The 20,712-nt window shown below is 64.9% G+C and carries 22 protein-coding genes; 5 read left to right on the top strand and 17 right to left on the bottom strand.

Going from position 1 to position 20,712, the window contains the following annotated elements:
- Positions 1-10: 10 nt before the first annotated feature.
- The gene (locus GQ57_RS19110; protein ID WP_052001391.1) at positions 11-895 is read right to left on the bottom strand and encodes a LysR substrate-binding domain-containing protein; all 885 of its coding nucleotides are present in this window, start codon (positions 893-895) and stop codon (positions 11-13) included.
- 77 nt (positions 896-972) lie between these two features.
- Here GQ57_RS19110 and GQ57_RS19105 point away from each other — a divergent pair, with 77 nt between their 5' ends.
- Positions 973-2,274 carry an aspartate aminotransferase family protein gene (locus tag GQ57_RS19105; RefSeq protein ID WP_034198722.1) on the top strand — a complete coding sequence of 434 codons (1,302 nt, stop codon included), beginning with the start codon at positions 973-975 and terminating at the stop codon, positions 2,272-2,274.
- Between the two features lie 150 nt (positions 2,275-2,424).
- Here GQ57_RS19105 and GQ57_RS19100 read toward each other — a convergent pair whose 3' ends face one another.
- The 3 genes from GQ57_RS19100 to GQ57_RS19090 are packed head-to-tail and all read right to left on the bottom strand — an operon-like array spanning position 2,425 to position 5,045.
- The gene (locus tag GQ57_RS19100) at positions 2,425-3,228 is read right to left on the bottom strand and encodes an ABC transporter permease (RefSeq protein ID WP_031398723.1); all 804 of its coding nucleotides are present in this window, start codon (positions 3,226-3,228) and stop codon (positions 2,425-2,427) included.
- Between the two features lie 4 nt (positions 3,229-3,232).
- Entirely contained in the window at positions 3,233-4,060 is an 828-nt protein-coding gene (locus tag GQ57_RS19095; protein ID WP_034198721.1) for an ABC transporter permease, read from the bottom strand.
- A 4-nt stretch (positions 4,061-4,064) separates the two neighbouring features.
- Complete coding sequence (locus tag GQ57_RS19090) at positions 4,065-5,045, bottom strand: ABC transporter ATP-binding protein (RefSeq protein WP_034198720.1); 981 nt, start codon at positions 5,043-5,045, stop codon at positions 4,065-4,067.
- A 197-nt stretch (positions 5,046-5,242) separates the two neighbouring features.
- Between GQ57_RS19090 and GQ57_RS19085 the strand changes: the two genes are divergently transcribed.
- Both GQ57_RS19085 and GQ57_RS19080 read left to right on the top strand, forming a co-directional pair.
- Positions 5,243-6,103 (top strand): AraC family transcriptional regulator, encoded by an 861-nt coding sequence (locus tag GQ57_RS19085; RefSeq protein WP_031398720.1) that lies wholly within the window; start codon positions 5,243-5,245, stop codon positions 6,101-6,103.
- A gap of 44 nt (positions 6,104-6,147) precedes the next feature.
- Positions 6,148-6,555, top strand: coding sequence for a DUF2000 family protein (locus GQ57_RS19080; RefSeq protein ID WP_031398719.1), 408 nt, complete (start codon positions 6,148-6,150; stop codon positions 6,553-6,555).
- Between the two features lie 27 nt (positions 6,556-6,582).
- Here the strand turns inward: GQ57_RS19080 and GQ57_RS19075 are convergent, their stop codons facing one another.
- From GQ57_RS19075 to GQ57_RS19060, 4 genes are all read right to left on the bottom strand, one after another.
- Entirely contained in the window at positions 6,583-6,933 is a 351-nt protein-coding gene (locus GQ57_RS19075; protein WP_034198719.1) for a VOC family protein, read from the bottom strand.
- Between the two features lie 65 nt (positions 6,934-6,998).
- The gene (locus GQ57_RS19070; RefSeq protein ID WP_031398717.1) at positions 6,999-7,922 is read right to left on the bottom strand and encodes a DMT family transporter; all 924 of its coding nucleotides are present in this window, start codon (positions 7,920-7,922) and stop codon (positions 6,999-7,001) included.
- A 13-nt stretch (positions 7,923-7,935) separates the two neighbouring features.
- Positions 7,936-8,922 (bottom strand): 2OG-Fe(II) oxygenase, encoded by a 987-nt coding sequence (locus GQ57_RS19065; protein WP_031398716.1) that lies wholly within the window; start codon positions 8,920-8,922, stop codon positions 7,936-7,938.
- A 29-nt stretch (positions 8,923-8,951) separates the two neighbouring features.
- Positions 8,952-9,932 (bottom strand): hypothetical protein, encoded by a 981-nt coding sequence (locus GQ57_RS19060; RefSeq protein ID WP_031398715.1) that lies wholly within the window; start codon positions 9,930-9,932, stop codon positions 8,952-8,954.
- Between the two features lie 133 nt (positions 9,933-10,065).
- Between GQ57_RS19060 and GQ57_RS19055 the strand changes: the two genes are divergently transcribed.
- Positions 10,066-10,917 carry a LysR family transcriptional regulator gene (locus tag GQ57_RS19055; protein ID WP_031398714.1) on the top strand — a complete coding sequence of 284 codons (852 nt, stop codon included), beginning with the start codon at positions 10,066-10,068 and terminating at the stop codon, positions 10,915-10,917.
- A gap of 85 nt (positions 10,918-11,002) precedes the next feature.
- Here the strand turns inward: GQ57_RS19055 and GQ57_RS19050 are convergent, their stop codons facing one another.
- From GQ57_RS19050 to GQ57_RS19030, 5 genes are all read right to left on the bottom strand, one after another.
- Entirely contained in the window at positions 11,003-11,704 is a 702-nt protein-coding gene (locus GQ57_RS19050; protein ID WP_031398713.1) for an ABC transporter ATP-binding protein, read from the bottom strand.
- Positions 11,704-12,477 (bottom strand): high-affinity branched-chain amino acid ABC transporter ATP-binding protein LivG, encoded by a 774-nt coding sequence (gene livG, locus GQ57_RS19045; protein WP_031398712.1) that lies wholly within the window; start codon positions 12,475-12,477, stop codon positions 11,704-11,706. Before livG ends, GQ57_RS19050 begins: the two co-directional genes overlap by 1 nt.
- The gene (locus tag GQ57_RS19040) at positions 12,474-13,745 is read right to left on the bottom strand and encodes a high-affinity branched-chain amino acid ABC transporter permease LivM (RefSeq protein WP_031398711.1); all 1,272 of its coding nucleotides are present in this window, start codon (positions 13,743-13,745) and stop codon (positions 12,474-12,476) included. Before GQ57_RS19040 ends, livG begins: the two co-directional genes overlap by 4 nt.
- Before the next feature lie 11 nt (positions 13,746-13,756).
- Positions 13,757-14,683 carry a high-affinity branched-chain amino acid ABC transporter permease LivH gene (livH, locus tag GQ57_RS19035; protein WP_031398710.1) on the bottom strand — a complete coding sequence of 309 codons (927 nt, stop codon included), beginning with the start codon at positions 14,681-14,683 and terminating at the stop codon, positions 13,757-13,759.
- 184 nt (positions 14,684-14,867) lie between these two features.
- Positions 14,868-15,986, bottom strand: a complete 1,119-nt coding sequence (locus GQ57_RS19030; protein ID WP_031398709.1) for a branched-chain amino acid ABC transporter substrate-binding protein — start codon at positions 15,984-15,986, stop codon at positions 14,868-14,870.
- A gap of 799 nt (positions 15,987-16,785) precedes the next feature.
- On the opposite strand from GQ57_RS19030, the gene GQ57_RS39685 reads away from it, so the two are divergent.
- Entirely contained in the window at positions 16,786-17,409 is a 624-nt protein-coding gene (locus GQ57_RS39685; RefSeq protein WP_075122917.1) for a hypothetical protein, read from the top strand.
- Positions 17,410-17,495: 86 nt separating this feature from the next.
- On the opposite strand, the gene GQ57_RS19025 is transcribed toward GQ57_RS39685, so the two are convergent.
- From GQ57_RS19025 to GQ57_RS39680, 4 genes are all read right to left on the bottom strand, one after another.
- A complete protein-coding gene (locus GQ57_RS19025; RefSeq protein ID WP_034198718.1) occupies positions 17,496-17,717 on the bottom strand; it encodes a hypothetical protein in 222 nt (73 codons plus the stop codon).
- A gap of 667 nt (positions 17,718-18,384) precedes the next feature.
- Positions 18,385-18,885: an HNH endonuclease gene (locus GQ57_RS19020; RefSeq protein ID WP_152603299.1), complete on the bottom strand. Its 501-nt coding sequence runs from the start codon at positions 18,883-18,885 to the stop codon at positions 18,385-18,387.
- Positions 18,886-18,901: 16 nt separating this feature from the next.
- Positions 18,902-19,729, bottom strand: coding sequence for an RHS repeat protein (locus GQ57_RS19015; protein ID WP_081896708.1), 828 nt, complete (start codon positions 19,727-19,729; stop codon positions 18,902-18,904).
- A gap of 665 nt (positions 19,730-20,394) precedes the next feature.
- Positions 20,395-20,712, bottom strand: a complete 318-nt coding sequence (locus GQ57_RS39680) for a hypothetical protein (protein WP_081896707.1) — start codon at positions 20,710-20,712, stop codon at positions 20,395-20,397.

Below are 20,712 nucleotides of genomic sequence, written 5' to 3'. Positions count from 1 at the left end.
GCCACGCCGATCACAACTGCGGCAGCGTGAGCCGGATATGCTCGGCGAACGCCGCCGTCAGATGCGACGGCCGCTTGCGATCGAACCGCAGCGCAATGCCCACGGCCGGCAACGGCGGCAAGCGCGGATCGCCGTTGACGATCGCGAGGTCGGCCGGCACCGCCGTCTGCGTCATCACCGCGAACGCCTGCCCGGAGCGCACCAGCGCGATCAGCCCGGCGAGACTGCTGCTCGCATACGCGATGCGGTAATCGCGGCCGGCGCGATCCAGCGCGTCGCGGGCCGCGACGTGATCGAGCGTGTCGCGGTCGGACAGCGCGAGCGGCAACGGATCGAAATGCGCGGGCGTCAGCCCCGGCGCGCCGATCCAGACCAGTTGCTCGCGGCGGATGACGTCGTCGTGCGCCGCGTCGTCGGGCAACGAAATCATCGCCAGATCGACCGCGCGCTTCTCGAGCTGTTCGAGCAGCCGTGGCGTCGGCCCGCACACGACTTCGACGATCGCCTGCGGATGCAGGCTCGAAAACTGCCGCAGCAGCGCCGGCAGCCAGGCCGCCGCGTAATCGTCCGGGCACCCGAACCGGATCGTTCCCGACAATCCCGTACCGCACAGGTCGGCCATCGCCTCGTCGTGCAGCCGCAGGATGCGCTGCGCGTGCACGAGCAGCCGCTCGCCCGGGTGGGTCAGCACCACGCCGCGGCCGGTACGCTGGAACAGCGGCTGGTCGACGGCTTCCTCGAGCCGCTTCATCTGCTGGCTGAGCGCGGACTGGGTCCGCCCGACGCGCGCGGCCGCGCGACTGAGGGCCCGCGCCTCGGCGATCGCGACGAACGAGCGCAGCAGGTCGATGTCGAGCGAACGTCCCAAGGTATCAGCTCCTTTTCTACCTTGCATAAGAACTATTCGTTTCCATCAAACCAGACGCGCGCCTAGACTGCAAGCGAACCCTGCCCCCTGCCCGGAGACGCCCGATGTCCCTGAACGACGACCCGACCTTCTGGCGCCACGCCAGGCAGCACCTGGTCCGCTACGGCGGCACGTTCGAGCCGATCATCGTCGAGCGCGCGCAAGGCAGCTTCGTGTACGACGCGGACGGCCGCGCGATCCTCGATTTCACGTCGGGCCAGATGAGCGCGGTGCTCGGCCACAGCCATCCGGAGATCGTGTCCGTCATCGGCGAATACGCGGGCAAGCTCGACCACCTGTTCAGCGGGATGCTGTCGCGGCCGGTCGTCGATCTCGCGACGCGCCTCGCCGACATCACGCCCGCCGGGCTCGATCGCGCGCTCCTGCTGAGTACCGGCGCGGAATCGAACGAAGCCGCGATCCGGATGGCGAAGCTCGTCACCGGCAAGTACGAGATCGTCGGCTTCGCGCAATCCTGGCACGGCATGACCGGCGCGGCCGCGTCGGCCACCTACAGCGCCGGCCGCAAGGGCGTCGGCCCGGCCGCCGTCGGCTCGTTCGCGATCCCCGCGCCGTTCGCGTACCGGCCCCGCTTCGAGCACAACGGCGCGTACGATCCGCTCGCCGAACTCGACTACGCGTTCGACCTGATCGATCGCCAGTCGAGCGGCAGCCTCGCGGCCTTCATCGCGGAGCCGATCCTCAGTTCGGGCGGGATCATCGAGCTGCCGGAAGGCTACATGGCGGCGCTCAAGCGCAAGTGCGAGGCCCGCGGCATGCTGCTGATCCTCGACGAGGCGCAGACCGGCGTCGGGCGCACCGGCACGATGTTCGCGTGCGAGCGCGACGGCGTGACGCCCGACATCCTGACGCTGTCGAAGACGCTGGGCGCCGGGTTGCCGCTCGCGGCCGTCGTCACGTCCGCGCAGATCGAGGAACGCGCGCACGCGCTCGGCTACCTGTTCTACACGACGCACGTATCCGACCCGCTGCCCGCGGCCGTCGGCCTGCGCGTCCTGGACGTCGTGCAGCGCGACGGGCTCGTCGCACGGGCGAACGCAATGGGCGACCGGCTCCGGCGCGGCCTGCTCGACCTGATGGAACGGTTCGACTGCATCGGCGACGTGCGCGGACGCGGGCTGCTGCTCGGCGTCGAGATCGTCAAGGATCGTCGCACCAAAGAGCCGGCGGACGGGCTCGGCGCGAAAATCACGCGCGAGTGCATGAACCTCGGGCTCAGCATGAACATCGTGCAGTTGCCCGGGATGGGCGGCGTGTTCCGGATCGCGCCGCCGCTGACCGTCAGCGAGGCGGAGATCGACCTCGGCCTGTCGCTGCTGGAACAGGCGATTGCACGCGCGCTGTAACGGTGCGCGGCAACCCCTTTGCGCGCCCCGCCCGGCCCGTCTCGCCGCTTCGACGCACCCGCGCGACGAAAACCGGCATCCGGACGCCGATCGATCGGCAAGCCGCGGGCCGCCCCGGCGCCCGGCGCGGGACGAGCCGGCGGCGGCGTCTCAGGTCCCCGTCGACGTATATTTGCGTACGCCGAACCGCCACGCGACGAAGCATGCGCCCAGGAACACGAACGCGACCGCCGGCGCGAGCGGCAGAAACCAGCGCGGCGCGCCGAGCGGGTCGGGCTTGCCGAGGATCGCCAGCACCGGGAAATACGCGATGCACGCGATCGGCACGACGAAGGTCAGGAAATGGCGCAGCCAGCCCGCATAGAGGCTGATCGGGAATTGCGCGGCCTGCACGCCGCCGTACGTGACGACGTTGACGACTTCCAGGCTTTCGACGGTCCAGAACGCGAGCGTCGCCTGCAGCACCATCAGCCCGAAGAACAATGCGACGCCGCCGGCGATCGTCCACACGGCCAGCGCGATCGCCGTGGCGTTCCAGTCGAATTCGAGCGCGCGCGTCGCGACGACCAGCACGACGATCCCCTGCAGCAATCGCCCGATCACGCGCAGCCGGAAGTCATGGCCGATCAGTTGCAGCGTGGCCGTGCGCGGGCGCAGCAGCAGGCGGTCGAAGTCGCCCGTCCGGATGAAATCGCTGCCGAACACGTCGAACCCGCGGCTGATGAAATCGGCGATCGCGAAGCTGACGCTGACCATCCCGAAGAACATGCAGATGTCGCCGAAACGCCAGCCCTGCACGTTGCCGAACCGGTCGAACAGCGCCCAGATGCCGACCAGCTCGATGACGGTCGTCAGGAAGGTGCCCGCGCAGAGCATCAGGCTCGACGCCGGATACTGGAGCTGCGCTCGGATCGAGGTCGCGAAGTAGCGCGACAGCAGGCGCACGGCATCCATCGGTTCAGCCTCCCTGCAGGTGAAGCCGCGCCATCACGCGGCGCATCGCGAAGCGCCCCAGCCCGACGAGCGCGACGATCCAGAACGCCTGCAGCGCGAGCCCGGCCCATGCGGCGGCGCCGTTCAGCGTGCCGATGTAGATCCGCGACGGAATGTCGAGCATGCCGGCAAACGGCTGGGCGATCAGCAGCGGCTGCAGCCGGTCCGGAAACAGGCCGAGCGGAATCAGGTTGCCCGAGAACAGGATCACGAACGCGGGCGCGAGCGTGTTGATCCCGCGATCGGTCAGCGTCGCCGCGATGCACAGGTTCAGCAGCATCACGAACGCGGCGGCAAGGCCGATCATCAGCAGCACCGACACGACGAACAGCGCGGCCCGCGCGGCGTCCGCCGGCGGCTGCCACGCCCATTCGCCGAAGCCGGCGAGCGGCAGCACGATCGCCGCCGCGACGAACATCAGCACGACGCGCGGCAGCGCCCGCGCGCTCATCCACGCCATTGCCCGCACATACCACCACGTGTAGGTGTCGACCGGGCGCAACCGGTCATAGCTGACCGCGCCGGTCCGCACCGCCGCCGCGACGTCGGGGTCGCCGGCCCACGGCAGCAGCGCGAACAGCGCCTGCGAGATCCACGTGTAGGTCGTCACCTGCTCGAGCGTCATCGACGCCTGCGCGTGCGTCGCGTGACGGTAGAACGCCGCGTAGATCATCACCTTGAGCGCCCCCCACCAGCATTGCGTCGTGAAACCCGCGAGCGCGGCCGCGCGATACTGGAGCAGGACCCTGAAGCGTGCCGAGAAGGCCGCGGCGTACGGGCGCAGGACGTTCATCGGCTCACGCTTCCGTCGCGCCGTGCAGGCGATAGAAGCGCGCGATGACCTCCTCGATCGCCGGCTGCTCGACGCGGATATCCTCGACCGCATGCTCGGCCGCGATGCGCGCGACGAGCGCCGGCGCGCTAATCACGCCCGGATCGAACGCCAGTTCGACCGTGCGCCCCTCGCGCCGCAGCAACTGCGTGCCGGCGATGTCGAGCGCCGGCGCTTCGTCCGCGAAATCGACCAGGATGCGGCGGTCGGACAGCACCCCGGCGCGCAGCGCGTCGAACGGCTGGTCGGCCAGCACCCGGCCGTGGCCGATGACGATCACGCGCTCCGCGAGCGCCTCGATGTCGTGCATGTCGTGCGTCGTCAGCAGCACGGTCACGCCGCGCTCGCGGTTCAGCGTCCTGACGAAGTCGCGCACCGCGAGCTTCGACGGCGCATCGAGGCCGATGGTCGGTTCGTCGAGAAACAGGATCGGCGGTTCGTGCAGCAGCGCCGCGGCGATTTCGGCGCGCATCCGTTGCCCCAGCGACAACTGGCGCACCGGCTGATGGAGCAGGCTGTCGAGGCGCAGCATCGCGACGAGCGCGTCGCGCGTGCGGCGGTAGGCGCCGGGATCGACGCGATAGATGTCGCGCAGCAGGTCGAAGCCGTCGATGACGGGCAGGTCCCACCACAGCTGGCTGCGTTGCCCGAACACCGCGCCGATGCGCGCGACGTGCGCGATGCGGTCGTCGAACGGCACGCGGCCGTCGATGATCACCTTGCCGGACGTCGGGCGCAGGATGCCGGACAGGATCTTGATGGTGGTCGACTTGCCGGCCCCGTTGGGGCCGATGAACCCGAGCAGTTCGCCTTGCCGCAGGCTGAAGCTGACGTCCTTGAGCGCTTCGACCTCGCGCCAGCGGCGGCGCAGCAGGCCGAGCATGCCGGGCTGCCGCTCCGCGACGCGGTAGGTCTTTGCCAGGCCTTCGACGACGATCTGGGCCATGCCATCCTCGCTGGTTCGTTGGCCGCCCGCGGCCGTCGGGCAGACGGCGCCGGCGCGGAAAGCGCGCGATCTTATCACGGGGTGGGACGAACGATCGGCAGGATGCAGCCGCGTGGCCGACCGGCCCGCCCGCGCGCAGCCCGCGACCTGCGTACACTGGCGGGTGGGCAACGACGACCAGCGAGGCGAGGCAAGCCATGACGACGACAGCGATTCAACCTGCCGGCGCCCCCGACCACTGGCTCGTCGCGCGGCGCGATCCGGACACCTGCATCGAAAGCCTGCACGCACATTTCAAGGGCCATGCGTACGATGCGCACGATCACGACGACATGCTGGTCGGCTTCACCGAACAGGGCGTGCAGCAATTCCAGTGCCACCGGTCGGTGCATACGAGTGTGCCGGGGCGCGCGATCCTGATCGAGCCGGGCGCGCTGCACGACGGGCATGCCCCCGAAGCAGGCGGTTTCACCTACGGGATGCTGTACCTGCCGCAGGCATGGGTCGAACGCGCGGCGCGCCGGCTCGATCTGCCGGGCCTCGGCGGCATCGAGGCATCGTTCGGCCATACGCTGGTCGACGATCGCGGCCTCGTCGACACGATCCGGCAGGCGTTCGTCGCGCTCCACGGCAGCGAGGGCAAGCTCGCGCGCGACCAGGCGCTCGACCGCCTGCTGATGCGGCTCGGCGGCGAGTTGCGCGCCCCGCTCGCGACGGACGGCAAGGCCGTCGCGCCCGCGATTGCCCGCGCACGCGATCTGCTGCATGCGCGCATGAGCGACGACATCGGCCTCGACGCACTCGTCGAGCTCACCGGGATCGACCGCTTCCGGCTGACGCGGCTGTTCCAGCGCGCGTACGGCACGTCGCCGCACGCATACCTGGTGCGCTTGCGGCTGCGCGCCGCGCGCCGGCTGCTGGCGGCAGGCCGCACGCCCGCGCAGGCGGCCGCGGACGTCGGCTTCGCCGACCAGAGCCACCTGGGTCGCTGGTTCCGCCGCGCATACCGGATCACGCCGGCCGCGTACCGGCAAATGTGCACAAACGTTCCAGACTGATCGCGCGCGGCATCCGATCATGTGCGCTTCAACGAGGAGCAATCATGTTCGATACCAAGGTGGCGCTGATCGTGCGCGACGATCTCGCGGCGTGGCAGAAACTCAACGTGGTCGCGTTTCTCGCGACGGGTGTCGCGGCCGAAGCGCCCGACGCGCTCGGCGAGCCTTACGAGGATGCGGCGGGGCGTCGCTACGGCCGCATGCTGGGCCAGCCGATGCTGGTGTTCGCGTCCGACCTCGACGGCCTGCAGGCCGCGCACCGGCAAGCGCTGTCGCGCGAACTCACGATCGTGCCCTACGTGCACGCGATGTTTTCGACCGGGCACGACGCGGCCAACCGCGAAGTCTTTCGCGCCGGCGATGCGGAGCATCTCGACCTCGTCGGGCTGGCGTTGCGCGGGCCGAAAAAGGCGGTCGACAAGGCGGTGAAGGGGCTGGCGCTGCATGCGTGAACGTCGCAGCCGGCCCAACGTGCCCGATCAGCGATGCGCGAGCACGTTGACGAGCTTGCCGAACGGATCGCGCACGTAAAACCGCCGCACACCCCAAGGCTCGTCAGCCGGGCCGTATTCGACGGGAATCCCCGCGGCATGCACGCGCGCGAGCGCTTCATCGACGTCGTCGACCTCGATCGACAGATCGGGCGTCGGCGTGCCCGCCCCGCCCTGCGACGCGAAGCTGATCTGCACATTCATCTGCTCGCCGTTGCCGTAGGTCGCGATCCAGCCGTGGTCCATCAGCAGGTCGAGGCCGAAGATCCGCTGGTAGAAGCGCTTCGCTTCGTCGACCGAGCGCGTGTCGATATTGGCGACGATACGTTTGACTTTCATCGGTTTCCTTCGCGGGCCGGACAGTACCGCGACGCTACACCGGAATCGTGCGCGCAACCCGTGCCTCAGCGCCCGGCCGTCTCCATGTCCGCACGCCGTGCCCGCGCGGGCCGCTCGTCGTGCTTGCTGGCCAGCCACACGCCGATCGCGACGACGACGATGCCGAGATAGGTCGACACCGCGATGCTGTCGCCGAACATCCACGCGGCCCAGGCCAGCGTCACGGGCGGTTCGAGATAGACGAGCGTCGCCACGCGCGTCGCGGGCATACGCTTGAGCAGCGCCCACAACGACAGGTAGGCGATGAAGGTCGAGAACACCGTCAACCACACGACGGACAGCCACACATTCGGCTGAGTGGGCACGTGCAGATCGCCCGTGACGATCCCGCACGCCGCGAACAGCACCAGGCTCACGCAGCCTTGCACGAACAGCGGCAGGAACAGCCCGTCCTCATTGCTGCGCGCGGCCGTCAGCGCGCGGCGCCGCTGGTAGATCGTCGCGATCGACAGCCCCAGCGCGGACACCAGCGGCAGCAGGTACATGACGAGCCCGACCGACCCGGCCGGCAGCGCATATTGCCCGCCGATCACGATGCCCACGCCGACGAAGCCGACGACGAGGCCCGCCCACTGGCGCGCCCCGCTGCGCTCGCTGCCTTCCAGCGCCGTCATCGCGGCCGTGATGAGCGGCTGCAGTGCGGCGACGATCGCGGCGATGCCGGGCGGCAGGCCATGCTGAATCGCGACATAGACGCAGGCCAGATAGAGAAACTGCGACAGAAAGCCGATCACCGCGTGATAGCGGAGTTTCTCCCACGTCAGGCGCCCGAGCCGCCGGTTCAGAACGATCGCCAGGCACAGCGTGACGAGCAGGAAGCGCCAGAACAGCAGGTTGAACGCGCCAGCCGTCTCCGCGCCGAGCTTGGCGCCGATGAAACCGGAACTCCACGACAACACGAAGACGAGCTGGAGCAGGACGAGCGGCATGGGGCGACGGCTCTCAGAAGGTGGCCGGAAACAGGCGCTGGTCGGCGAGATCCTCGGGGCGAATCGGTTCGAGCCCGAGCCGGCGGTACTGCAGTTCTGCGTCGTCCCCGAGCGCGCGCCGCAGCGCCAGCCAGTTGACGATCGTGCGCGGAATCCCGTCGTCCGATGCGAGATGCCAGAACCCGTTGTCGTCCTCGCGCGTGTACGGGCAATGAAACGACAGCACGAGCGACATGCGCCGCCCCGCCTCGACCGGCTCGACGCCATGGAACAGCTTGCTGCCGTAGATGAGCAGCGCGTCGCCCGCGCGATCCAGGTTCGCGGTCTTCACATGCCGGCGCTCGCGATCGTGGCGGTCGAACGTCTCCGCCCTCGATTCGTAGAACAGAAAGTTTCCGCCTTCATAATCGTCGCGGTCAGACAGCACGACGTTCAGCACGAAGCTCGTGCCGTCGGTGTGCCACATGCCCAACTGCGCGTTGCCGTCGCGCGGGCCGGCCGGATAGTAATAGTTGAACTGCGACCGCGCATTGACCATCGGATACGGGATCAGCGGCACACCGGCCAGACGCGACACCCGCAACAGGAATGCGCGGTCGTGCATCATGTCGTCGATGAACCGCGAGCGCTCCGTCACCGCGCGCACGCGCTTCGAGATGATCCAGTTGCTGCTCGACGCGCTGCGCTCCAGCGCCCGGCCGATCTCGCGCAGCGCATCGACCGCTTCGGCGGAGAACAGCCCGCGCAGATGGCACACCGCGTTGAGCGCATCGGAGCGCGTGCCGCGCATCGGCACGTCGCGATAGCCGAGATCGTCGAGATTGCGCCGGTATCGCACCTCGTAGCCGTCGCGCAGGCACGCGCCGCTCCAGCGCATCGGCTCCGTCGACGCGTCCAGCGCGCCGTCGACATTCGCGCCGCCGGACAGCGACGTCTGCAGCGCGAGCCTCACCCGGTCGAACCCTCGCGCAAACACCGGCAAAGCATTTCCCTTGTTCATCGCGTGCCTCGCTGTGGTCGTATCGGCATTCAGCCCTTGAACTGCGCGATCTGGTACACGACGCTGCCGTCCCCGCTGCGCAGTTCGTCGATCACGCGGCAATTGGCATGACTGTGGCGGACGTGGCGGAACTGCTCCGGCGTGTATTTCAGGCAGACATTGGTGATCAGATGCCCGTCGGCTCCGGCTTTCGATACCGGCTGCAGCGTTACCGCCACGTGGAACTGATCGCCGAGCAGGTCGAGCCGCACGATCGACACGTGATGTTCGCCGAGCGGCTCGAAGCCCTGCTGCCGGCTGACGATTTCGGAGAACCGCACCATGTTCTCGTTCTTGTAGAACGCGTAGATGGGTTCTTCACGCCCCTCGACCAGCAGCTGCATTTCCGACACGACGTAGGTCGACTTGCCGCCGAGCGTGCGGATCAGCCGGCCGATCGTCACCGGCAGTTCGTTGCCTTCCTGGAACCCGAGCATCGTGATGAACGTCACGTCCTGGCCGAGGTCGATATGGTCCCACTGCACGTTGCGGTAATCGTCGGCGATGTAGTTGAAACAGCCGGGCGTCTTCAGGAACGGCATGATCGCGTGCCGCATCGCATCTTCCGACGACTCGTTGATGTCGACGGCCGTGTAGCGCAGATGGTTCGGGCCGCCGCCGCTGACGGCCTTCACGAGTTCGGTCGTCTTGACCGGCTCCGGCCCGAGCTCGATGTAGTGAACATGGCGGCCGCGCGACAGCGTGGCGAGCCGCTCGCTCAATGCGCCGATCGCTTCGCGCAACGAACCGTTGCCGTCGCGGTCCGCGCACAGCGCCGGGCTCCGCACCCCCAGCTCGTTCAGGTTGCGCATCAGCGAAAACACCTCGCGCCCCGCCTCCCTGCGCCGCGCCTCATCGTCGGTGCGCGCCAGTGTCGAATACTTTTCGTGATTCTCGACCGTCCATACCGAATCCGCCTTCAGCTTCCTGTCCCGCACCAGCGCATCTACAACGAAATCATTGATCGACATGAATCGTTCCCCGGATACGTGCGACGCCCGACCGGCTGCCTGCCGTTGTCTGCCTGTTGACCCGAGAATATGGGATGCTCAATAATTCCGTCAATCGACATTACCTGAATCACTGATTCGGAAATTCAAAATCATGCCGCGCACCCTGGACGTCGACCTGCTGCGTACCTTCCACGCCGTCGCGAAGCTCGGCCGCTTCAAGGATGCGGCCGCCCATGTGAATCGCAGCCCGTCGTCGGTCACCGCGCAGATCCAGAAGCTGGAGGAGATGGTCGCGCAGCGCCTGTTTACGCGCAACAACCAGGCCGTCGAACTCACGCAGTTCGGCCACAAGCTGCTGAGCGACACCACGGAATTCCTGCTCAGCCACGACCGGCTCGTCGAATCGCTGTCGCCGCAGATGCTGACCGGCAAGTTGCGGCTCGGCATTCCCGATTCCTACGCGGCGCACTTCATGGCGGAATTCCTGCCGCGCTTCGCCGCCGACCGGCCGTTGCTCGAACTGACGGTCGAGGCGCGCTCGAGCGAGGAGTTGCAGCAACTGTTCGCGCGCGGCCAGCTCGACATCACGATCGCCGTGGTCCCGAAAGCGCCGCCGCGCGCCGAGCTGCTCAGCAAGACCCATCCGGTGTGGGTCGCCGCGCGCACCTTCAAGTTCAATCCCGACGCCCCGCTGCCGATCGCCGTGCAGTTGCAGGGCTGCCCGTACCGCGACACCGCGCTGAACGCGCTGAAGAAGGCGAAGATCGCGCACCGGATGCTGCTCGAGAGCGCCAGTTCGCCGGCGGTCGAGGCCTGCATCGCGAACGGCCTCGCGGTCGGCCTGATCGAGCACGATCGCGTGTCCGGCAACCTGACCAGCCATGTCGCCGGCATCGTGCTGCCCGATCTCCCGCCGCACCTGATCACCATCCTGACGGACGACAGCAATCGCGCCGCGCTGCATCTGCGCGACGTGCTGAAAAGCACCTTCAGGATCGGATAGGGAAGACAGGGCCGGAAACCGGCCCTGCATGAGAAGGCGATCGCGATGCCGCCGCCGGCCCGTCGCGGGCCGGCGGCGTCCGGCATCAGCCGCCGAGGTAAGCCTGCTTGATCCGGTCGTTCGCGAGCAGGTTCGCGCCCGTATCGGCCAGCACCACGCGCCCCGTTTCGAGCACGTAGCCGCGATCGGCCACGCCGAGCGCCTTGTTCGCGTTCTGCTCGACGAGGAACACCGTGACGCCTTCTTCGCGGATCGTGCGGATGATGTCGAAGATCTGCGCGATCACGAGCGGCGCGAGGCCGAGCGTCGGCTCGTCGAGCAGCAGCAGGCGCGGCTTGCTCATCAGCGCGCGGCCGATCGCCAGCATCTGCTGCTCGCCGCCCGACATCGTGCCGGCCCGCTGCGTCGCGCGCTCCTTCAGGCGCGGAAACAGCTTGAACACGTGCTCGATGCCGTCGTCGATCTCGTGACGGCTCGCGAAGAAGCCGCCCATCTTCAGGTTCTCGAGCACCGTCAGGCTCGGGAACACGCGCCGCCCTTCCGGCGAGATCGCCATCCCCTGCCGCATGATCTGGTGCGTCGACATCGCGGTGATGTCGTTGCCCTCGAACAGCACGCGGCCCGACGATGCGCGCGGCGTGCCGCACACGGTCATCATCAATGTCGTCTTGCCGGCGCCGTTGCTGCCGATCAGCGTGACGATCTCGCCCTTGTTCACCTCGATCGACACGCCCGCGAGCGCCTCGACCGCGCCGTAGTGCGTATGGACCTGTTCCAGCTTCAGCATCACTCTTCCCCCAGATACGCCTTGATCACGCGCGGGTCGTTGCGGACCGCTTCCGGCGTGCCGATCACGATCGGCCGGCCGTGCTCCATCACGAGGATGCGGTCCGATACGCCCATCACGAGGCTCATGTCGTGTTCGATCAGCAGCACCGATACGCCGAACTCGCGGCGCAGCTTGTCGATCAGGTGCTGCAGTTCGACCTTCTCCTGCGGGTTGAGGCCGGCCGCCGGCTCGTCGAGCATCAGCAGACGCGGCTCGGTGATCATGCAGCGCGCGATCTCCAGGCGCCGCTGGTGCCCGTACGACAGCGTGCCCGCCGGCCGGTTGGCGACCGACGTCAGCCCCATCCGGTCGAGCCACACCGCCGCGCGCTCGAGCGCTTCCTTCTCGGCGTGACGATACGCGGGCGTCGCGAACAGGCCGTGCAGCAGTCCCGCCTTCACCTTGCGGTGCTGCGCGACGAGCAGGTTCTCGACGACCGTCAGCGACTTGAACAGGCGGATGTTCTGGAACGTCCGCACGAGGCCCTTCAATGCGATCTTGTGGCTCGGCAGCCCGCCAATCGCATGGCCGTCGAGCACGACGTCGCCGCCGGTCGGCTTGTAGAAACCGCCGACGCAGTTGAACACGGTGGTCTTGCCCGCACCGTTCGGCCCGATGATCGCGAACACTTCATCACGGCGCACGTCGAAATCGATCCCGTCCACCGCGAGCAACCCGCCGAAGCGCATCTGCAGCCCGGCGACCTTCAACAGTTCTGCATTCGCGCTCATTGCGGCAACTCCACGTGGGGACGGCTCGCGGGCAGCAGGCCCTGCGGACGCCACATCATCATCAACACCATCACCAGACCGAAGATCAGCATCCGGTACTCGGCGAAGCCGCGCGCGACTTCCGGCAGCACGGTCAGCAGGATCGCCGCGAGAATCACGCCGAGCTGCGAACCCATCCCGCCGAGCACGACGATCGCGAGGATCAGCGCCGATTCGATGAAGGTGAACGATTCCGGATTCACGAGGCCCTGGCGCGCCGCGAAGAACGCGCCGCCGATGCCCGCGAACGCCGCGCCGAGCGTGAACGCCGACAGCTTGATGCGCGTCGGGTTCAGGCCCAGCGAACGGCACGCGATCTCGTCGTCGCGCAGCGCTTCCCACGCACGGCCCATCGGCATGCGGATCAGGCGGCTCGTGACGAACAGCGTGAAGCCGACCAGCACGAGCGCGATCAGGTACAGGAAGATCACCACGTGGTCGCCGCTGTATTCCAGCCCGATCAGTTCGTGGAACGTCTTCGCGCCTTCGACGCTCGCGCTGCGCGCCATCTCGTAGCCGAACACGGTCGGCTTCGGGATGCCCGAGATGCCGTCCGGGCCGCCGGTGAGGCTCGTCAGGTTGTTCGCAAGCAGGCGGATGATTTCACCGAAGCCGAGCGTGACGATCGCGAGATAGTCGCCGCGCAGCCGCAGCACCGGGAAGCCGAGCAGGAAGCCGAACGTCGCGGCCGCGATCGCGGCGAGCGGCAGGCACTCCCAGAACGACAGCCCGAAGTACTGGTTCAGCATCGCGTACGTATAGCCGCCGACCGCGTAGAACCCGACATAACCGAGATCCAGCAGCCCCGCGAACCCGACCACGATGTTCAGCCCGAGGCCGAGGATCACGTAGATTAGCGCGAGCGTCGCGACGTCCACCGCGCCGCGCGAGCCGAAGAACGGCCACACGAGCCCGACCGCGAGCAGCGCCCAGACGACCACGCGCTGCTGCTGCGCGCCCATCGCGGGCATCGCCGGCAGCTTCACCGCCGATTTCGCGCGCACGAGCCACGGCTTGAACAGCTGGAACAGGAACACGGCCGCGACCGCGATCCACACCGGCCGCCAGTGCGGCGTGAGCACCACCTGATAACCGTCGAGCCTCAGTTGCAACCCGAGCACCGGAATCGTGAGGATCGCCGTCAGGAACGCGGCGGCCACGGCATTTTTCAGCGCCTGGCCGACCGAAGCGTCGGCGGCCGGGCGGCGAACGGAAATGACTGTACTCATCTGCGTCTCCCTCAAACCTTTTCGATGTCCGACTTGCCGAGCAGGCCGGTCGGGCGGAAGAGCAGGATCAGCACGAGCAGGCCGAACGCGACGACGTCCTTGTACTCGGCCGGCATGTAGCCCGCTGCGAAGGTTTCCGCGAGGCCGAGCAGCACGCCGCCGAGCATCGCGCCCGGGATGCTGCCGATCCCGCCGAGCACCGCGGCGGTAAACGCCTTGATGCCCGCGACGAAGCCGATATACGGGTTCAGCTTGCCGATCGTCAGCCCGATCAGCACGCCGCCGACGGCGGCCAGCATCGCGCCGAGCACGAACGTGAACGAGATCACGCGGTTCGTGTCGATGCCGAGCAGGTTCGCCATCTTCATGTCCTCAGCGCACGCGCGGCACGCCCGGCCCATCCGCGAATGCGAGATGAACAGCGTGAGCGCGATCATCAGCACGACCGTCACGCAGACGATCATCAGCCGCGAATACGGAACGGTCACGTCGAAGTCGCCGCCGAGATGGATGTCGAATGCGCCGGAGATCAGCACCGGCACGGACACGTCGCGCGCGCCCTGGCCGATCTGCACGTAGTTCTGCAGGAAGATCGACATGCCGATCGCGGAGATCAGCGGCACGAGGCGCGGGCCGCCGCGCAGCGGCCGGTACGCGACGCGCTCGACCGCGAAGCCGTACAGCCCGGTGACGATCACCGACACGATCAGTGCGGCGCCGAGCACGAGCGGCAGCGGATAGCCGGCGGAGACGCCGATGGCCGTGAGGGTCACGAGGCCCACGTACGCGCCGATCATGTAGATCTCGCCGTGGGCGAAGTTGATCATGCCGATGATGCCGTAGACCATCGAATAGCCGATGGCGATCAGCGCATAGATCGCACCCAGCGTCAGGCCGTTGACCAGCTGCTGGGCGAATTGCGGAAAGAAGTCAGTCATGTGCGGGAAGCTCCCGTTGGCGCTGTGTGGCGTACCGCGCCGGATCACGGCGTTCGGCCGCGCGCAACGCACGGTGTCGTCTCGGGCCGCCCGCCGGCCGCGCACTGGGGGCATGCGCGGCGCGAATGCACACCCGCCCCGTCCGGGTCTCGGACGGGGCGGATGCGTGGGCGGGTACTCCGTATTACTTGGCGGCGGTCTTCGTCGCGTCCTTGTGCCACGTGTACACGACGAACTTGAACGCCTTCAGGTCGCCCTGCGCGTCATACGCGACCTTGCCGATCGGCGTGTCGAACGTCGTCTTGTGCATGTACGCGGCGACCTTGGTCGGATCGGTCGTCTTCGCGCCGGCGATCGCGTCGGCGATGATCTTCACCGCTGCGTACGCAGGCATCTGGAACGGGCCGTTCGGATCGCGCTTCTTGTCCGCGAACGCCTTCACGAGCGCCGCGTTGGCCGGATCGGCCGAGAAGTCGGCCGGCAGCGTGACGAGCATGCCTTCCGAAGCCGGGCCGGCGATCGCCGTCACGTCCTTGTTGCCCACGCCTTCAGGCCCCATGAAGGTGGCCTTCACGCCCTGCTCGCGCGCCTGGCGCATCAGCAGGCCCATTTCCGGGTGGTAGCCGCCGAAGTAGACGAAGTCGACGCCTTGCGACTTCAGCTTCGTGATGATCGCCGAGTAGTCCGAATCGCCGGCGTTGATGCCTTCGAACAGCACGACCGGGATCTTCGCGGCTTCGAGGTCCTTCTTCACCGACGACGCGATGCCCTGGCCGTACGACTGCTTGTCGTGCAGCACCGCGACCTTCTTCGGCTTCACGTTGTTGATGATGAAGTGAGCGGCTGCCGGGCCTTGCTGGTCGTCACGACCGATCGTGCGGAAGATGAAGTGACGCTTCTTGCCTTCCGTCAGCTGCGGCGCGGTGGCCGACGGCGTGACCATCACGATGCCTTCGTTCTCGTAGATGTCGGAGGCCGGGATCGTCGAACCCGAGCACACGTGGCCGATCACGTACTGGATCTTCTGGCTGACGATCTTGTTGGCGACGGCGACGGCCTGCTTCGGCTCGCACGCGTCGTCCATCATCACCACTTCGAACTTGTTGCCGCCCGCACCGCCTGCAGCGTTGATCTGCTCGATCGCGGTCAGCGCGCCGGCCTTCACCATGTCGCCGTACTGGGCGACCGAGCCGCTCATCGGACCAGCGATGGCGATCTTCACGGTTTCCGCTTGCGCGGTGGCGGCGCCGGCGGCGAACAGCACGGCGGCGACGGAAATGGACGTAAGACGGGACAGCGTCATCTGGGAGCTCCTCGATGTTGTTTAGTCATACGGGCAAAGGCGGCATGACTTGCGCAATCGAACAGCACCCGGGGCGAGGATATGGAACACGCCCGAGACACATAGAAGACGGAACTCCGGCGGAATGTTGCGTAGCGGGGCCCGGCTCTTGCAGTCCCCGAAGGGGACGTCTGGTTCGGAAAGACATCGTGATGCGTCTTGCATTGCGCAAGCGTTTCGCCTGCCCCGCTTGCCAAACCGCTTGATCGGAGGGATGGTCCGACAGCCGTTGGCAAGGCAGTCGAAATTATATGAGCGTTTTTAAATCGTCTGTCAAAAATGCCGGTCGACCGAGGGAAAACACGGAGACGCGCGGCAGCGACCGGGGCGCAACCGGACGAGAGGTGGAACGTTTGCTGACGGTGCTATCGGGTTGCGCCGCAAGGGGTGGATGGGCGGTGTACCTTGACGGGATTGGCGTTCGGAAGTTTTCCGTTGCGCGCGGGATGTTCGGCGCTTGCAGAGGGTCCGACCGTCAAAAATCAATCGCCTGAGGATTGCACCGGCAGGCACCAGAACGGGGCGCTCGGCCGAGGTGGCAATTCCTACTGATTGCCTACCGATTCGAACATTGGAAAGCTCGTCGTTATTTATATGAAATAATACGAATTCGTCTCTGCAATCCAGCCAGCCTTCCTGCACGTCGTGACCAGCACGCTTCGCAGTCGTCTCGGGGCCGCTTCCGCGCCCTTTCGTCGTACAGCCGCCAGCCAGTGATCTGCCGTTTTTTTCATTGCACATCACCTGATTTGGATCGCTGATGAATCATTCGTTTCGATTTTCTTCCGCCGCCGCGATCGCTTGCGCGCTTTCCGTTTCTACCGCCAATGCGGCTGGCCGCGATACGCTGACCGATCGGTCGGCTGGTGCCAATGTCTTTCGTTCCGAACGGCGCGCTGCCATTCGCGATGATGGGCATACGGCACGTATGAATCGCCGCCGCATGCAGTACGCCGCGCCCGTGGAGCGTAGTCCGTTCGATACGCCGGATACGCGGCCGTTGCGTGTGACGGGCGATGCGCTTATGGCTCCGCCGCCTTCGCCGGAGCACGAACCCGATTTGGTATTGCCCGCGAACCGCGTTGCGCTCGGCGCGGGTGGGAGCGATAGTTTTGGCCGCGCGGTGCCTGGGTATGAGCAGCGCGAGCAGAACTGGAATGAATACCTGCGGGCTAACGGCTCGCGGCCGGCTGGTAGTGGCGGATCATATGCGGCGCAGCGGCCGTACGATGCGCCGCGCGGTCCGCATGGTGCGCCGAATCCGTTCGATCCGTCGGTGCCGCAGCCGGAGACACGGACGTTCTATGACAACGGTGCGGGCACGCATTGCACGGCTACCGGCGGGGCGGGGACGTCGCGGTCTTCTTGCAATATCGCCTGGTGATGCTCTCGGCGCGGGTGGCTTAGGTTGCCCTACCCGGCGCGCTGCGCGACTTCGCGCAGCGCGGCCGCATCTTGCGGCGTTGCCTTTTACAGTTGCGTGATGATCAGCCTGCCGGGCTCGATCACGATCTGCGCCTTGCGGCCCGGGACAAAACACGCATCGTTGACCAGCCACATCCCACCAATCTTCATGTACGGGTAGAACTTTTCCGGTCTGGGTTCCATTCTTTTCGGGGAACCCCACATTTCCTGGATCGTGACGAAACGTTCCGTCTTTGGTGGTCGTGCTTTATGATTCGGCTTAGCCATGGGCAACTCCTGTTCAGTTGGCTGTGGTTAGCGGGTCGTGAGTGTTGGTAGCACTTGCGGCCCGCGCTCGTTTACTGCGGTGATTTTGATGGTTCGGATTCCTCCTTTGTTGGTGGCTCGGTGGAGACGGGGGTTCGACGTGTGGATCAGGACGTACAACGTACACGTCCGCGCGCGCGATCATCATCGGCTGGACATTGCCTATTAGACAGTGTTCGTTGCTTGAGCACACGTTAGCCGTTAGTTATAGGCAGACAATGAGGTCAATGCTCACGACCATTGCGAGAGCTGATGGCGAACGTCGATCTGTCACAGTGAGCGATTAAACAGAACTTGACGATTTGAAACAGTTCGATTGGATCGGACTCAGTTGTATAAGGACGTTTCGATACGAATGTGACTATTGCTCGACCTTTGTGATCGTTCAGATGCAAGTAAATTGCATGCAGGGAACGTCCGCTTTGGACGTCTCCTATAGACCACAATCGACCCGCTACGGTCATTCGGGCTCACGGCAAACTAATGGCTACTTCTAATCTGTATGAGACGCATATCTCGCACTCCGGCCCGATCAGTAATAGTCATAAAATAGGCTCATTTACTGAACAGGCTGGCGTTACACTGCGCCCTTCACGTCGTTCGAGCATAGTGATGTGCGGTGTTCATTTTATTGCTGAATCCGAGGGTTTAGATCCAGAATAATATGGGAAGGTGCACGATCCAGAATCGCAATTCCAGTCATCACTAATCGTGGGCCATCAGGGTCATACGTGATTCCTTCGGGAAGGCAGTCACCGGCGACCCTTGGACTTTGCTCCGCCAAACGCACGTAGTTTTGTTTGACCCAGCTCAACACAGCTTTATGAAGTGGGCTGATTGGCCGGTCGGAGGTCGCCTTTTGGTACCGTATCCCCATGACGTTGAGAAGCAGCGCAAGCAATTGCGAGCTCTTAAAATTGGGAAACTTGCTCATTCTGACGACCTTGTTATAGAGCTGTCGCCGCACCTTATCTCTCTTGACCAGCTGCATCGTGACATCCCCGGTCTTGGGATCGAAATCGCTCATATGGTGCCACGTGTAGTCCCCCGCCGCTTCCCGAGGGATCTTCGACGCATTGAACGCCTGCGTATCGTCCAGAGATCGATACCCCTGCATCTTGATCTTCACGATAGCATTTTGCCCTTCACCAGCCTGATACAGCCCGTTGTTGGAGAAGTCGACGCTCGGCACCCGCGGTGCCCATCCCCACGGATGCGCTGTATTTCAGAGTAACGCGATTCTTCAGCGACGGATTGCGACTCGTGAGCGCGTACAGTTCGCCTGCTGCGATCCGACCCGCCTTGTCGTAACGGTATTCACAGCGCTCGCGTGTGCCTTGCTTGGCGGCGAGCTGACCGATCGCGTCGCGCTCGAAGGTGGTCTGGCGGTTGCCTTCGTGGACCGCAACGCCTAGCCCGCGAACATCGTATTCGTATGCACGCGTGCTTCCGTCGAGCCCAATTTCCTCGACCAATAGGTCGCGGCGATCGTAGCGGAAGCGATAGGTTTCGCGGCTCTCGTTGGTCAGGCTCGCGAGCCGGAACGCATCGTCGTAGCCGAAGCGCACAACACGATCAGCCGCGTCCGTGCGCGCTATCAGCAATCCACGCGGATTGAGTTCATAACGCGTGCTGCGCTGGTTCGCATCGACAACTTCGACGAGCCGCCCAGCCGCATCGTATCGAGACATCTGCCGCGCACCGTCAGCCGTTCCGATCCCCGTGACCCGCCCCATTGCATCCGTTTCATAAACGGTGGACTGACCCATCGCGTCGGTCACGCGCGCCAGCGCACCCCGTGCATCGTATGCAAACCGCGTGACCTTGCCGGAACAATCCGTGTACGAGGTCAACTTCGCGCGGCCGTTCCATTCGAGGAACTTGTACCCTCCCCGCGCATCGCGGATCGTATGAACGAGCCCACGCTCATCCCGGTGATACTCGGTCGCGAAGCCCGCCGTATCGCGCGTCATCGTCAGATTGCCGCGACCTCGAATTCATCACCCCAATTCAAGAGCCCCACTAACTCGAAAGATACTTCACCAAATAATCCCCCCAACTCTTAGCTGCCACCGCCCCAATTTTCCTTCCATCAACAGGACTAGTCAGTACCACGGGCGATTCACCATCGCCGTTCCTCTGAGACGTATCGATACACATCAAGAAGAACCACACTCAGACGCCTAGCACGCGCATCAATCATTTAAAGCAATCTCCAATTTCAGCCTGCTTATTCCCAAGTCTCGCGAGATCATCCAACTCATGATTCTTGAAAACTCCCAAGCTAAATGGAACCTTCCCCAGTTCATGACGCGCCTTTCTCAAGTCACTATCAATGGATTTTTCCATATCTAAAAACCCAGGAATCATAGCCCCCCTCGACGCCCATTCGGGCAGACAGAGTTACTCGACAAATAACCACACAAAATAGACCTATCGACATAGGAATCGTTTAATTTTATTGACCCTCCTTCGCTCCATCTCGACGACAACACGTCGTTGAAAATACGCTTCCCGATCGATATTAAACGCCTCTCTATTTACGTGTTTTACTGGGTGCGCATTTGTCAAATATGAATACAACGCATTAATGCCAACGCCGACATGAAAGACTCATTCCACTCAGATCACATTTACACTAATCCCCAGGTCTTTCCCAAACCTTAATATTTTCCACTGCCCTTTCAATATCACCCATATCATCTACCCCCAACGAGTTGTCGAATTTCGCCGATATCACCTCCCTCAGCTTTGCAAGCTTTTGCGTTACTTTGTTCTCGTCGATAAATCGCGTTGTTTCCACGCAGTATCCGAAACTATCATTACCAGAGATCCGATCAGGTTCGTGGTAGTACATGCCGATATTTCTCAAAGAAATTAGCAAGTATTCAAGCTCGCAAAGAATCGATAAGGCTTCCTCACCTGACATTTCAATTTTTTCGTTGCTTTTCAACAT

The sequence above is a fragment of the Burkholderia sp. MSh2 genome (genome assembly GCF_000731655.1).
Taxonomy (GTDB): Bacteria; Pseudomonadota; Gammaproteobacteria; order Burkholderiales; family Burkholderiaceae; genus Burkholderia; species Burkholderia paludis.
This window is presented reverse-complemented; position numbering and strand designations above follow the sequence as displayed.